General features: G+C 59.2%; 15 protein-coding genes. 7 read left to right on the top strand and 8 right to left on the bottom strand.

The window, feature by feature from the left end; translation table 11 throughout:
- Nucleotides 1-42: 42 nt before the first annotated feature.
- The 7 genes from gltA to V5B39_RS08670 all read right to left on the bottom strand — a co-directional run bounded on the left by gltA (nucleotide 43) and on the right by V5B39_RS08670 (nucleotide 5,777).
- Nucleotides 43-1,338 carry a citrate synthase gene (gltA, locus tag V5B39_RS08700; protein ID WP_332342505.1) on the bottom strand — a complete coding sequence of 432 codons (1,296 nt, stop codon included), beginning with the start codon at nucleotides 1,336-1,338 and terminating at the stop codon, nucleotides 43-45.
- Nucleotides 1,339-1,407: 69 nt separating this feature from the next.
- Complete coding sequence (locus V5B39_RS08695; RefSeq protein ID WP_332342504.1) at nucleotides 1,408-1,662, bottom strand: succinate dehydrogenase assembly factor 2; 255 nt, start codon at nucleotides 1,660-1,662, stop codon at nucleotides 1,408-1,410.
- Entirely contained in the window at nucleotides 1,662-2,375 is a 714-nt protein-coding gene (locus tag V5B39_RS08690) for a succinate dehydrogenase iron-sulfur subunit (RefSeq protein ID WP_332342503.1), read from the bottom strand. The genes V5B39_RS08695 and V5B39_RS08690 overlap by 1 nt, the downstream gene beginning before the upstream one ends.
- 24 nt (nucleotides 2,376-2,399) lie before the next feature.
- Nucleotides 2,400-4,184, bottom strand: a complete 1,785-nt coding sequence (gene sdhA / locus V5B39_RS08685) for a succinate dehydrogenase flavoprotein subunit (protein WP_332342502.1) — start codon at nucleotides 4,182-4,184, stop codon at nucleotides 2,400-2,402.
- Nucleotides 4,185-4,532 (bottom strand): succinate dehydrogenase, hydrophobic membrane anchor protein, encoded by a 348-nt coding sequence (sdhD, locus tag V5B39_RS08680; protein ID WP_332342501.1) that lies wholly within the window; start codon nucleotides 4,530-4,532, stop codon nucleotides 4,185-4,187.
- Nucleotides 4,526-4,918 (bottom strand): succinate dehydrogenase, cytochrome b556 subunit, encoded by a 393-nt coding sequence (gene sdhC / locus V5B39_RS08675; protein ID WP_332342500.1) that lies wholly within the window; start codon nucleotides 4,916-4,918, stop codon nucleotides 4,526-4,528. Before sdhC ends, sdhD begins: the two co-directional genes overlap by 7 nt.
- A 121-nt stretch (nucleotides 4,919-5,039) precedes the next feature.
- Nucleotides 5,040-5,777 (bottom strand): GntR family transcriptional regulator, encoded by a 738-nt coding sequence (locus V5B39_RS08670; RefSeq protein WP_332342499.1) that lies wholly within the window; start codon nucleotides 5,775-5,777, stop codon nucleotides 5,040-5,042.
- Between the two features lie 219 nt (nucleotides 5,778-5,996).
- Here V5B39_RS08670 and V5B39_RS08665 point away from each other — a divergent pair, with 219 nt between their 5' ends.
- The 3 genes from V5B39_RS08665 (at nucleotide 5,997) to V5B39_RS08655 (ending at nucleotide 8,469) form a co-directional block, all read left to right on the top strand.
- On the top strand, nucleotides 5,997-6,983 hold the full coding sequence (locus V5B39_RS08665) for a malate dehydrogenase (RefSeq protein ID WP_332342498.1): 987 nt from the start codon (nucleotides 5,997-5,999) through the stop codon (nucleotides 6,981-6,983).
- A gap of 350 nt (nucleotides 6,984-7,333) precedes the next feature.
- The gene (locus V5B39_RS08660; RefSeq protein ID WP_332342497.1) at nucleotides 7,334-7,684 is read left to right on the top strand and encodes a nucleotide pyrophosphohydrolase; all 351 of its coding nucleotides are present in this window, start codon (nucleotides 7,334-7,336) and stop codon (nucleotides 7,682-7,684) included.
- Nucleotides 7,681-8,469 (top strand): DUF2189 domain-containing protein, encoded by a 789-nt coding sequence (locus V5B39_RS08655; protein WP_332342496.1) that lies wholly within the window; start codon nucleotides 7,681-7,683, stop codon nucleotides 8,467-8,469. The genes V5B39_RS08660 and V5B39_RS08655 overlap by 4 nt, the downstream gene beginning before the upstream one ends.
- Nucleotides 8,470-8,491: 22 nt before the next feature.
- Here V5B39_RS08655 and V5B39_RS08650 read toward each other — a convergent pair whose 3' ends face one another.
- Nucleotides 8,492-9,352, bottom strand: a complete 861-nt coding sequence (locus tag V5B39_RS08650; protein ID WP_332342495.1) for an amino acid ABC transporter substrate-binding protein — start codon at nucleotides 9,350-9,352, stop codon at nucleotides 8,492-8,494.
- A 281-nt stretch (nucleotides 9,353-9,633) separates the two neighbouring features.
- Between V5B39_RS08650 and V5B39_RS08645 the strand changes: the two genes are divergently transcribed.
- From V5B39_RS08645 to V5B39_RS08630, 4 genes are all read left to right on the top strand, one after another.
- Entirely contained in the window at nucleotides 9,634-12,666 is a 3,033-nt protein-coding gene (locus V5B39_RS08645; protein WP_332342494.1) for an ATP-binding protein, read from the top strand.
- Between the two features lie 12 nt (nucleotides 12,667-12,678).
- A complete protein-coding gene (locus V5B39_RS08640) occupies nucleotides 12,679-13,158 on the top strand; it encodes a DUF7680 family protein (RefSeq protein WP_332342493.1) in 480 nt (159 codons plus the stop codon).
- Nucleotides 13,159-13,430: 272 nt separating this feature from the next.
- Nucleotides 13,431-13,868, top strand: coding sequence for an endonuclease domain-containing protein (locus V5B39_RS08635; RefSeq protein WP_332342492.1), 438 nt, complete (start codon nucleotides 13,431-13,433; stop codon nucleotides 13,866-13,868).
- A 140-nt stretch (nucleotides 13,869-14,008) separates the two neighbouring features.
- A partial coding sequence (locus tag V5B39_RS08630) for a type II toxin-antitoxin system ParD family antitoxin (protein ID WP_332342491.1) occupies nucleotides 14,009-14,274 on the top strand: 266 nt, incomplete at its 3' end.

Genomic DNA, 14,274 nt, shown 5'->3' with positions numbered 1-14,274 from the left:
AAAAGGGCGGCTACCACCGGCCGCCCCTTGGAGTCGATCAGCCTAGCGCTGGTCGATGGCAATGACGTCGCGCCTGGCTTTGCCGACATAGAGCTGGCGTGGACGACCGATCTTGTATTCCGGATCGTTGATCATCTCTTCCCATTGCGTCATCCACCCGACCGTACGCGCCAACGCGAAGATGCAGGTGAACATGGTGGTTGGAATGCCAAGCGCCTTCTGAACGATTCCCGAGTAAAAATCGACGTTGGGATAGAGCTTCTTCTCGATGAAGTAGTCGTCCTCCAGAGCGATCTTCTCCAGTTCCATCGCCAGCTTGAACAGACGATCGTTCTCCAGACCGAGTTCCTGCAGCACATCGCCGCAGACCTTGCGCATCAGTTTGGCGCGCGGATCGAAGTTCTTGTAGACACGGTGACCAAAACCCATCAGCTTGAATTCGTCGTTCTTGTCCTTGGCACGGGCAATGTAGCGGCCAACGCGCGAGACATCGTGAATTTCCTCCAGCATCTGCAGACAGGCTTCGTTGGCACCGCCGTGTGCCGGGCCCCAGAGGCAGGCAATCCCCGCCGAGATGCAGGCATACGGATTCGCACCGGAAGATCCCGACAGACGAACCGTCGAAGTCGATGCATTCTGCTCGTGATCGGCATGCAAGGTGAAAATGGTGTCCAGAGCGTGCACCAGCACCGGATTCGGCTTGTACTCCTCGCAGGGCGTGCCGAACATCATGTGCATGAAGTTAGCGGTGTAATCGAGGTCGTTGCGCGGGTAAATGAACGGCTCGCCGACGTGATACTTGTAGGCCATCGCGATGATCGTCGGGAGTTTGGCGACGATCCGGTTGAAGCTGATGTTCTGGTGTTCGAGATCGGAGAAATTCTCGGCTTCATGGTAAAACGCCGACAAGGCGCCAACGACCCCCACCAGGACAGCCATCGGGTGTGCATCACGACGGAAGCCCTGGTAAAACTTCACCAGTTGCTCGTGCACCATCGTGTGTACCTTGATGTTCTTCTCGAAGTTGGTTTTCTGAGTGGCCGTCGGCAGCTCACCGTTCCACAGCAGATAGGCCACCTCAAGGAAGTTGCATTGCTCAGCCAGTTGCTCGATCGGATAACCCCGATAAAGGAGTTCGCCCTTGTCGCCGTCGATGAACGTGATCTTCGACCGGCAACTCGCCGTCGACAGGTAGCCGGAATCGTAGGTGAAATGACCGGTCTTGCCCAACAGGGTACGAATGTCGATGCAATCATTGCCGTGGGTAGGCGTCATGATTGGAAATTCGACGGGCGCCCGCCCCTCGATGGTCAAAGTTGCTTTACGTTCGATCGTCATTTATTTATCCCCGTTCAGGTGTTGAGGTCACAGCTACGAACAGGAAGCCACCAGACTATGGCAACTTCCTTACTTAACTCTTACGGTGCGCAACAAGGCAACGACTTCGGCCTGGACCGCATCTGCGCACTCGTGGCTACCATTGACCAGCGGCCAGAGTTCCAGGTCTTCCATATCAGCCAGAGTAATAAATGCCTCCGCCTGTTCGGGGCCCAGCGTCGGGAAGATCCGGTCAAGAAACTCCCCGAGCAAGAGGTCCATTTCTAGCATGGCTCGTCGCGTGCAGCGCCAGCGCAAGCGGTTGAGGTTTTCTCTGTCCTCCATCAGACCACACGACGAACCATCATTTCCTTGATCTTGCCAATTGCCCGCGTCGGATTGAGACCTTTCGGGCAGACATCGACACAATTCATGATGCTGTGACAGCGAAACAGACGATAGGGATCCTCGAGATCATCGAGACGCTCATTGGTCGCCTGGTCACGGGTATCGGCGATGAAGCGATAGGCGTTCAGCAGGCCGGCGGGACCGACAAACTTGTCCGGGTTCCACCAAAAAGAGGGACACGAGGTCGAACAGCAGGCACACAGGATGCACTCGTACAGACCATTAAGTTCTTCACGTTCTTCTGGCGACTGCAGTCGCTCGCGTTCCGGACGTGGTCCTTCATTGATCAGGTAAGGCTTGATCGAGTGGTACTGCTTGAAGAACTGGGTCATGTCGACGATCAGGTCGCGGATAACCGGCAGGCCTGGTAGCGGCCGCAAGACGACCGGTTGCTTGAGATCCTTGATCTCGGTGAGACAGGCCAGGCCGTTCTTGCCATTGATGTTCATCGCATCCGATCCGCAAATGCCTTCGCGACACGAGCGGCGATAGGAAAGCGTATCATCCTTCGCCTTCAGCCGGGTCAGGATGTCGAGCAACTTGCGATCGATGGAGAAATCGACTTCGACCGAGATGTCCTGCATGTAGGGCGCGGCGTCCTTGTCGGGATCGTAGCGGTAAATCTTGAACTGCATGGTACTGGTGGTCATGATCATTGACTCCTTGACGCACGATCAATAGGAACGCGTCTTCAGCGCGATGGATTCGACGGACAGCGGCTTCATGATCACCGGCTTGTAATCGAGACGATTAGCATCGCGGTGCCATAAGGTGTGCTTGTGCCAGTTGATGTCGTCGCGCCCGTTCGGATTCGCTGCAGTATCCGGCGCGTCGTCACGGACATGGGCACCACGCGACTCCTTGCGCGCCTCCGCCGAAATCATCGTCGCCTTGGCCACTTCGATCAGATTGTCCAGTTCCAGGGCCTCGACTCGTGCCGTGTTCCACACCTGAGACTTGTCCTTGATCTCGGTTCTCGCGACCGCCTTCTCGATATCGAGGATTTTCGCAACACCTTCGGACAGCATGTCCTTGAAGCGGAAAACGCCACAGTGTTTTTGCATCGTACGCTGCAGTTCGAGACGCGTCGCGTTGACGTCGGCCCCGCCGGTCTGCGTGTTGAGACGGTGCAGGCGTGCCATCGTGCGATCCGCGAAATTCTCCGGCAATTCCTTGAGACCGATGGCTCCGGACTTGAGGTCGTCGATGACCGAATCGCCGGACGACTTGCCGAATACCAGAAGGTCCAGCAGCGAGTTGGTTCCCAGCCGGTTGGCGCCGTGCACCGAAGCACAGGCGACCTCGCCGGCGGCGTAGAAGCCCTTGACCGGCGTGCCGTCATCGGCAACGACCTGGCCCTTGTAGTTGGTCGGCACACCACCCATCTGGTAATGGCAGGTCGGCACCACCGGGATCGGCGCCTTGATCGGGTCGATGCCGGCAAACTGGATCGAAATCTCGCGAATTCCCGGCAGGCGCTTCATGATCGTCGCCGGATCGAGGTGGGTGATGTCGAGCAGCACGAAATCCTTGTTCGGACCGCAACCACGGCCCTCGTTGATTTCCGTGACCATGGCGCGCGACACCACGTCGCGAGAAGCCAGGTCCTTGGCATTCGGTGCGTAACGTTCCATGAAGCGTTCGTTGGTCGAATTACGCAGGATGCCACCTTCGCCGCGCACCCCTTCGGTAATCAGCACGCCCGCACCAGCGACGCCGGTCGGGTGGAACTGCCAGAATTCCATGTCCTCCAGTGCAATGCCGGCGCGCGCCGCCATGCCCAAGCCGTCACCGGTGTTGATGAAGGCATTGGTCGATGAATAGAAAATCCGGCCCGCACCTCCGGTGGCAAAGACGGTGGCCTTGGTGTGGAAAGCAACGACTTCACCTGTTTCCATTTCAAGGGCGATGACGCCGAGCACCTGGCCGGAATCGTCGCGGATCAGGTCGAGCGCCATCCATTCGACGAAGAACTGCGTATTGGCACGCACATTGCGCTGATAGAGCGCGTGCAGCATGGCGTGACCCGTGCGGTCTGCCGCGGCGCAGGCGCGGCGAACCGGTTTCTCGCCAAAGTTCGACATATGTCCACCGAAGGGACGCTGGTAGATCTTGCCCTCATCGGTGCGGTCGAAGGGCATGCCGAAGTGCTCGAGTTCAACGACGACCTCGGGTGCCATGCGGCACATGTATTCGATCGCGTCCTGATCACCGAGCCAGTCCGAGCCCTTGACGGTATCGTACATGTGCCAGTGCCAGTGATCTTCCTCGGAATTGCCGAGCGAGGCCGATACTCCTCCTTGCGCCGCCACAGTGTGCGAACGGGTGGGAAAGACCTTTGACAACACGGCCGTCTTCAGACCAGCTTCGGAAAGCTGGATCGCTGCCCGCAGGCCGGAGCCACCGGCCCCAACGATAACCGCATCGAACTTACGTACCGGAATGATTAGCTTGCTCACTTACATTCTCCACAGGATCTGAACCGCCCAGCCGGCATATCCGACCAGTACCGTAGCCGTCGCAATCATCATCAGCAGACGCAAGCCATCGGGCTTGACGTAATCCATCCAGATATCCCGGACACCGATCCAGGCATGGTAGAAGACACTGACAAAGAACAGAAATGTGGCGAATTTCATGAAGCCGTTGGCAAAGATGGTGCGCCAGGCTTCGAAGGAATCGGGCCCGACAGCACCGACCACGACCAGGAAAATGACTGTGTAAACAGCCATGATGATGGCTGTGGCACGCTGGATCAGCCAGTCCTTGAGGCCATAGTGAGCCCCGACGAGAATACGATTTACCATAGCACTTTAGCTCCGACGATCAGGGTCAGCGCAATGCTGACCGCGAAAACGACCTTGCTCGACAGACGTGCCGCCTCAAGTTCAATCCCTTTGTGTAGATCGAGCAGCAGATAGCGGATGCCGGCGCAGAAGTGGTGCATGTAGAACCAGATCAAACCGAGCAGGACGATCTTGACCAAGGGGTGAGCGACGACTCCCTTGACGCTGGCGAAGGTTTCTGGAGACGTGAGACTGCTCTGGAACAGCCAGAGAAGAAATGGCAACAGCAGAAACAGCCCTGCCCCGCTGATGCGGTGAATGATTGAAAGGATACCCGGAAGGGGTAGCCTGATAGTGGGCAAATCCAAATTCTTTGGACGCTTTTTCTTGATCGCCATCTCTGCCATGAACGTCATCCCTCATATGATTAGCTGGCCGAATGTACGCCACCCGACCCCCTTCGATACCACGCTGGATTATAAATCATCCAGACGTGCCTGACTTACCCGAGAAACCTGTTCCGGGTCCTCAGCCCAGTTCATTGTGATAATGATAGTTGCGTGTCGAATAGAAACCCCGCCGCCATTCGACGGGCTTGTGGCCATAGGTGAAAGTCACCCGCTCGACCAGTAACAGCGGACTTCCCTCGGCTACCTGCAGCCACTCGGCACTGACCCGGTCAGCCGCAACGGCGCGCAGCCTTTCGTCGGCACGGATCATGCGAACGCCATAACGCGTCTCGAACAGGCTGTACAGTGACTCGCCTGATCTGAGCACCTCGAGTGACAGATCGGGAAAGAGTTCGCTCGGAAGATAAATCTCGTCGAAGACCACCGGTTCGTCACCCAACTTCAACAGGCGACGAAGAATCGTAATGGGCGTCCCCGTCTCGATGGCCAGAATGCGCGCGACATCGGCACCAGCCTTGGCGCGCCAGCATTCGAGCGGGATGCTCTGGGAGATCTGCAACTCTCCTTGATTGGGGAGCAGTCGGAGAAAGCGGAAAAACGAACCTGGATCCTTGTGGGTGGCGACGAAAGTCCCTTTACCTTGCTGGCGAACCAGGAGATTCTCGGCAGCCATTTCGTCAATGGCCTTGCGCACCGTACCCTGGCTCACACCGAAACGGCTGGCCAGTTCGGACTCACTCGGGATGGAGTCCCCCGGACCCCACTCACCCGACTCCAGATTGTGCAGGATCAGTTCCTTGATCTGCCGATACAGCGGACTGAAGGTAGGAGGATGCAATGACGATGACCGGCCCATGGACAGTCATTTCAGCATAATTTGACGCTCGCGTCTATCCTGTTCGAACTATTCATATCTTATATAAGACATAAGATAGATTTGACACCTGCTGACCATAGATCTTATGATCTGCCTGATTTGCTACCCCCACAGCAAACGGCTTGCGGGGGCAACGCCGATCGTTTTTTCTGCTCAAGCTGCCTACTTTACGTCGTCACTAACAACAGGAGCCGCATCATGTCCAAAGTCCCCATGCGCGTCGCGGTCACCGGCGCCGCCGGTCAAATTGGTTACAGCCTGCTTTTCCGGATTGCCTCCGGCGAAATGCTCGGCAAGGATCAACCGGTCATCCTCCAGCTACTCGACCTGCCGCAAGCTCAAAAGGCCTGCCAGGGCGTGATGATGGAACTCGAAGACTGTGCCTTCCCGCTACTCGCCGGCATGTTCGCCACCGATGACCCGAACCTTGCTTTCAAGGATGCGGATGTCTGCCTGCTGGTTGGCGCACGTCCACGTGGTCCGGGAATGGAGCGCGCCGACCTGCTGACCGCCAATGGTGCGATCTTTACGGTGCAGGGCAAGGCCATTGCCGAGAATGCCAGCGAGGACGTCCGCGTTCTCGTCGTTGGCAACCCCTGCAATACCAATGCCCTGATCGCAGGCGCTGCCGCCAGAAAAGTCGGCCGCACCAATCCGGACAACTATCATGGCATGCTGCGCCTCGATCACAACCGTGCACTTTCGCAACTCGCCGCAAAAACCGGCCGGCCGGTCGCAAGCTTCAAACAGCTCGTGGTGTGGGGCAATCATTCGCCAACGATGTACGCCGATTACCGCAATTGCACCTCTGGCGGCGACAACGTCAAGGCCCTGATCAATGATCCGGTGTGGAACAATGATGCGTTCCTGCCGACCGTCGGCAAGCGCGGCGCCGCGATCATCGATGCGCGCGGCCTCTCCTCTGCCGCCTCGGCAGCCAATGCCGCCATCGACCACATGCGCGACTGGGTTCTCGGTTCTGACGAATGGGTGACCATGGGCGTCCCCTCCGATGGCTCCTATGACATCCCGACCGGTATCGTTTTCGGTTTCCCGTGCGAATGCAAAGACGGTTCGTTCAAGATCATCCAGGGAATCGAAATCGACGAGTACTCGCGCGAGAAGATGAACAAGACTCTCAAGGAACTGACCGACGAAGCGGATGCTGTCAAGGACATGCTCTAAGCGAGTCATCAGCAGTCGTTCTGAACTTTCAGCCGCGGGCCAGTCCGCGGCTTTTTTTCAGGCGTACTTTCCAGGTCAAAATTCAAGTTCGGGGGTGTACCGCAACGAAACTGCCTCACCAACGAGCGGGAGCCATTGATCGGGCTTAAGGAGGCGTTGGATTTCTTTTCCTTCCCTACTTGTTTTCCTTCTAGAATAACTGCTTCTCGAAACCCGCAAGTAACCCTCATGCGCCACTCCACAGAGAAACTCTTCACAGAGGCGAGACCATTTCCTCTCGCTCGCATGCACACGGACAACCCGCATGCATCTGCTGGAGGAAGCAAAACCGCGCTTCTTCGCCTGCAGCCATGAGCCTGCAGGCGCTGACCACGGCAATCATCGAATTTCGCGATCAACGCAACTGGGCGCAGTTTCACAGTTTGCGCAACTTGATCGTCTCATTGAATCTTGAAGCCAGCGAGTTGCTCGAACTGACGCAGTGGAAGAGTGACACCGAGATGACTGCAATGGCGGGCAGCACCAGCGCGCAGGAAGCCCTGCGCGACGAATGTGCCGACGTCCTGATTTACCTCTTGTTGATTGCTGAAAATGCCGGCATCGACCTTGAAGAAGCCGCACGCGCCAAACTCGTGAAGAACGCGATCAAGTATCCGGTTGCGCGCAGCTATGGATCAAACCGGAAGTATTCAGATCAATGAGCAGCACGCCAGACCCGGCTGCAAGCCGCTTCCCGACCATCCGCCAGATCCAGGCCAGCGCCGTTCTCGGCTGGGTGCAGGCAGGCTGGCATGACTACCGTCAGAGTGGGTTTGCCAGCCTGTTCTACGGCGTTTGTTTTGCCTTCGGCGGTTGGTTGCTGCAGGTGGTTTTTTCTCATGCCATCGCACTTCTCGCGGGGCTGACAACCGGCTTCCTGCTGTTGGGCCCTTTTCTGACATTCGGACTCTACGATCTGAGTCGGCGTATCGAAGCCGGCAAACCACCCCAACTGGCCCCGACTCTCCTCGCCTGGCGTTCGAATCTGGCGAATATCGGGCTGTTTGCCGCGCTGCTGGCGGTGATCCTGCTGATCTGGGCACGCGCGTCAATCATTATCTTTGCGCTTTTCTTCGCCGGTGGATTGCCCAGCTTCGCTGATGTCGTGCGCACCGTCCTGACTTTCGAGCAACTCGACTTTGCTTTCGCTTACTTTGCCGTCGGAGGGTTCTGCGCCTGCTTCGTCTTCGCGATGAGCGTCATCGCCCTGCCCATGATGCTCGACCGCAAGACCGATGCGATCACGGCGGCGCTTGCCAGCCTCTTTGCCTGCGCTCGCAACCCCGGCCCAATGCTGCTCTGGGCCGCCTGCATCGCGATCCTCGCCGCCATCGGCTTCGCGACGCTGTTTCTCGGGCTGGTCGTGACCATGCCGCTGGTGGGGCATGCGAGCTGGCACGTCTACCGCGCAGTCGTGGCCGACGAGGAGCAGGCTGAACCGCGCTGAACGCGACTACAGCCTGGCCTGGCTACTCCGGCAAACCGTTCAGGAAGTACAGACTTTCCAGCCGCGGCCCCGGTTTGCCGAGCATGCCGAACCAGCGATCATGGATCGCGTAAATCTCGCGGCTGCGGCTGAGCCGAGCGAGTTCGCGGTTCACTGCCAGGCGAAAGGCCGCATCATTGCGGCGCATCATCAAAGCGTAGGGCTCGAAGGAGAAGGTCTCGGGACCGATCGACCAGTCATTCTGGTTGCCTGAGTCGAGGGCCAGCCCGATCAGCAACGATCGATCCGAGGCGTAGGCCTCGACCTTTCCCTGCAGCATTGCCGCAATCCCCTGCGAGTGATCACTGACCTTGACCAGTTCGGCAGCGACCTTGTACTCCAACAGTGCCGCGGCAATCGTCCGTTCGCTGGTGGTTCCTGCGGCGACGGCAATCCGCTTGCCGGCCAGGTCTTCGAAGCGCCGGATTCCGGCAGCCCGGCGCGACAGATAAGTGCCGCCGTCGATGAAGGTCAGCAGACTGAAATCGACTTCCTCCATGCGTGCCAGCGTACTGGTGGTCGAACCACATTCGAGGTCGATCGCGCCCGATTTCAATTTGGCGACCCGTGTTTCCGGCGTCACCGGAACCCACTGCAGTTGCAGCTCGTCGAGGTCCAGTTGCCTGACGATTGCCGCCGCCACCCTGATGCACAGGTCGACAGAATAGCCCCAGGGCTGATTGTCATCGCCAGTGTAAGAGAAGGGTACCGCGCTCTCGCGATACCCGAGTGCGATGGTCTTTGACGCCTTGATCTTGTCGAGTGTCCCCGCCGCCTGCGCCGGTACGACAAGACCCAGGAGCATAGTCGTTGCCGCCCACAGAACCCAACGATGCAACTGCATGCCATTCCTCCCAACGGTGATGACGAAGATCGCCTTCTCGAATGATCAAAGCCGTGAAGCCGTGATTCTGATCGATCGACGGTGATTTGAAGAAGGCATTTTATAGCTGCGTGCGGTATAGTCCAGGAACAGATTACTCAACTCGTTTAGCGGCCGATACCCGATGCCGGCCTCGACGGTCCAACTCTCAATACCTTGAGAGATGACCGCCTTCCGCCCAGGCATGTCATCAGATACATTTTCTCGATACATTGACGCACCTACGGACAATCAGGCAGGCCATGACCGACAATCTGTTCTCCATCTGTGAGCCGCGACCCGATGTCCTGCAAGGGGCGTTGCGGGAGAGCGACTTTGCTGCGGACCTCTCGCAGGTGTTGCGGGGCGACGCTCCCGACGAGTACAAGCGCCCGGCGCTGTTCTTTGCCAACACCTACCCGACCAAGGGCATCAAGAACGTTCTCAAGCTGGTTGCGCTGCGGGTCAGTGGCCATCCCGACCAGATTGGCGCCATCTTTCGTCTCGACACCCAGTTTGGCGGCGGCAAGACGCACGCTCTGATTGCGCTCGCGCACGCCATGCGCAGCCTCTCCGAGGTGGCGAACGCTGACGAGTTTCTCGACGCCTCCCTGCGCCCCTCGGTGCCGGTGCGCATCGCGGCCTTTGATGGTGAAAATGCCGATCCGGCCAATGGACACCGGCTCGGCGACACCCTGCGTGCCTACACGCCATGGGGGGAACTGGCGTATGCGCTGCGTGGTGAAGCCGGGTATCGCCTGGTCGAAGCGAGTGACCGCGAAGGAATCGCGCCGGGTGCCGACACCTTGCGCGAGTTGATCGGCAGTGAGCCGGCGGTGATCCTCATCGACGAGATCGCCCCCTACCTGCGCAAGGTGGCCGGTCGGAATGCGCAGCGAGCAGGCGAACAACTCCTTGCCTTCATGACTTCGCTGATCAAAGCGGTGGAAAGCTCCCCCTATGCGGCGCTGGTTTTCACGCTGGCAGTGGGTCGTGACGGCAAAGCCTCCGACGCCTACAGTCGCGAGACACAGGACATCGCCGCCTTCTTCGCCGAGGCCGAGAGCGTCGCCGCCCGCAAAGCGACGGTGATCGACCCCACCGAGGACGACGAGACCGTCAAGGTCATCTGCCGAAGGCTGTTCACCCACATCGACCGCGACAAGGCACGGTTCGTCATCTCCGCGTACAAGTCACTGTGGGACGCCAACCGGGAACTGCTTCCGCCGGCCCCGGCCGAGGATCGGCGTTTGGACGAGTTTGCTGCCGGCTATCCGCTGCACCCTGAACTGGTGAATGTGCTGACGCAGAAGACCGGCACCCTGGGCAACTTCCAGCGCGTACGCGGCATGCTGCGTCTGCTCGCGCGTACGGTGGCACGCGCCTGGCAGACACGGCCCGCCGACGCCTACGCGATTCACACGCATCACATCGATCTCGGGTTCGAGCCGATACGCCTCGAACTCGTCACCCGCCTCAAGCAGGACATCTACGTGCCGGCCATCAAGACCGAGATTGCCGCGGTCGAAACCACACCGGCCCTGGCTGAACAGCTCGACGCGGGGCCGTTCAGGGGCCTGCCCAAGTATGGATCGTACGTCGCCCGCTGCGCGTTCATGCACACCCTGGCGTTCAACGAGACCTTGCGCGGACTCAACGCCGAGGAACTGCGCTACGCCATCCTGAGCCCGGGAACGGACGTCGCATTCATTGACGACGCACGCAAACGCTTCGCCACCGACTCGGCGTATCTCGACGACAAACCCGGTGCGCCGCTACGTTTTCTGGCCGAGGCCAATCTCACCCAGATCATTCGGCGCGAAGAAACCAACACCGACCGCGACGAGGCGCGCACCCGCCTCAACAGCTTCATCCGCGATCTCTTCGCCGGCACCAATCTCAATCTCATCCCCTTCGCTTCAGGCCCTCACGACGTTCCCGACGACGATGGCAGCGGACGCCCCTACCTGGTGATGCTTGGCTACGAAGCCACCCAGGTCTTCAGCGACGCGGTCACTGTCGACAACCTGGTCGCGAAAGTCTTTCTGCACAAGGGGGGAGGAAGCGACTGGCGCCACAACCGGAACCATCTCGTCTTCCTGCTGGCAGACGCGGCCGGGGTGCCCAACATGAAGGCCAAGATGCTGCGCAACATCGCGCTGGAGTCGCTGCGGCAACCCGGCAAGCTCAAGGACCTGGCCGACTATCAGGTGGCCAAGCTGCAGGAACTGCACGAACGCTCCAAGCAGGAACTCGCACTGGCCGTGCAGCAGTGTTTCCGACACATTTTCTACCCATCCCGCAATCGACTCGACGGGGCCAACTGCGACCTCGCGCACACCGTGGTTGACATTCAAACCGCCTCGGACCGGCCGGGCGATGGCCAGCGCCAGGTCGTCACCCAACTCCAGAATACCGGCAAACTGCGACTGCCGACCGACAAACCGGACTCGCCGGTCTACGTGCGTGACCGCACTCCCCTCAAGAAAGGCCAGATCACCACTGCCGCCCTGCGCACCGAATTCCGCCAGGACCCGTCCTTGCCGATGCTCGTCGGTGACGAGGTGTTCATCAAAGGCATTCGTCTGGGTATCGATCAGGATGACTACGTCTACCAGTCAGGCGACCTCTTGCGTGGCAAGGGGGACCCGCATGCCGAAATCAAGGTCGACGAGCAGTCGTTCATTTATACGACTTCGTATGCCCAGGAGCACGGCATCTGGCCGCGACAGGAGCCAAAGAGCGAAACCAGCAAGACCGACTCAAATACGCGATCGACCGATGACCAGGCGGACCCGCGCCCAGGAGATTACGCTGCAACCAGCGACCGAACGATGCCCAAGGCGAAGTCCCCCCCTCTACTTGAGGCAGAGGACGTTCTCAAGGCAGCGCTCACCCGTCTTCTGGAACAAGCGCGGCTCAATGGCATCCGCAGCCTGGCGACGCTGACCATCCGGCCATTCGACAAATCGGACGCGTTGAAACTGATGCCGCTTGTCAAGTCGATCCCGAACGCCAGCAAGCGGGTCGAGATGACCGCTTTTTTCGTGACCTCCGGCGGTTCCACCGCCGACATCAGCTTCAAGGGCGACATCGAAGATGCGATTGCTCTCAAGGACTACCTCGAACCGCAGTTCCGTGCAGCCAGCGACATCGACGCGGCTGTTTCCTTTTTGCTCCGCTTCGAGCCGCCGCTTGCCGTTCAGGGGCCTTCCGCCGAAGGCCTGATTCAGCGGCTGACACGACTGGTTTCGCCCTCGGCACACGTGCTGGCCACGGCCGCAGAGCAGGATTGAGCAGGATCGCCAATGAGCAAAGTGACCCACCTGAGTGCCGCAAAGCACGCTTCCGCGCTGCCCCAGTACGAGATGCGCGCTCGCCGGCTCGCCGGATCGGATATCGAGGTCGAGATCTGGCAACTCCCTGCCGGCGCTACGCCGCACATTCGGCAGCCAACCTACATTGCCGGGTTGCGCGGTCGCAACTTGTCGCTGATCGAGCACCGTCTGCTGCGGCGTCTGAAACAGTCACGCATCGACCTGAGCAACCTGCCCGCCTTCGATGCGCTGAGGATAGTGGTCGATGAAGAAATGGCGATCAGTCTCGGGCTACTGTTTCGCGCCCTGGCGCCGATGCGCAATCGCGAGCATATCGCGGCGGTCGCCGAAGGCATCGAAGCGATGAGCAAGGAGGAAGCCGGCTACTGGCTCGGCATGGCCATGCACCGCAAGCACCCACGGCGCGTACTGATGGCGCTGCGCTTCCTGCTCATCGAGCCGAAACCCTGACGGATGCGCGAACTCACCGGGATTCGCAGGCCCACGAGTTCCGGGAAGATGACAAAGCGGTCCTCCTCCCGGCTCCCGCGGACTCAAACTCTTCCGAACTGGGTGCGATTGAAAGTATTGGCCGATAATATCAACTTGCCTTCCGCTTCAAGGGAGAGTCAGGGGCACTCTCCCTCCCCTTCAAGGGGAAGGTCGCGCCAGCGACGTTTGCGATTGGACGGGTCGGGGTAGGGATGGGGTAGCGGAGCAGAAATGGAAAAGGGAACAGGCGCATGAAAGGGCAGACGAACCGTTCGGTGATCGACAATGCGCTTCAGAATAAGCTGCGAACCCACATGACCGATGCCGAAACTCGCTTGTGGCAACGTCTGCGCGGTCGGCAGATCGCGGGCTTCAAATTTCGTCGTCAGCATCCGTTCCTGGATTATGTGCTCGATTTCGTGTGCCTGGAAATGCGGCTGATTGTGGAGGTGGACGGAAGCCAGCACCAAGACTGCGAGGCAGATCATGTACGGGATCGACGACTCCATAAGGCCGGCTTCCGCATCATGCGATTCTGGAACAACCAGGTGTTACAGGAAACTGACGCTGTGGTAGAGGCTATCTGGACGGCGTTGCAAGACGAATCCGGGGATGCTGTATCGCTGATGACCTCATCCTCACCCCAACCCGTCCAATCGCAAACGTCGCTGGCGCGACCTTCCCCTTGAAGGGGAGGGAGTGGCGGCTCCATCGCGGCTCGCCACCAACATTTTCGATTGCATTCCTTTCCAACTTTCGTGTTGCCATTGTCTTTTGTTCTTGCTACGTTAGTAGGAACAATTCCTACCATTTGCCGCGAGAGGTGCCCATGACCACCGCCGAAAAAATCAGCATTGCCTTGCCGCCCGAGATGGTCGCCCTTGTCCGCAGCGCCGTTGCCACCGGTGAATACGCTTCGAGCAGCGAAGTCATCCGAGACGCGCTGCGCGACTGGACGAGCAAGCGCAACGTGCGTCAACAGGGGATCGCCGAGCTGCGTCAGATCTGGCAAGAGGCAATCAATGACGGGGCACCGGGGGTTGCGGCCGACGAGGTGCTCAACCGCCTGGAGCGCAAGTATCAGGCGATCGCCGA

The sequence above is a fragment of the Accumulibacter sp. genome (genome assembly GCF_036625275.1).
Taxonomy (GTDB): Bacteria; Pseudomonadota; Gammaproteobacteria; order Burkholderiales; family Rhodocyclaceae; genus Accumulibacter.
Note: the sequence above shows the minus strand (reverse complement) of the source record. Positions and strands in the feature narration are given on the sequence as shown.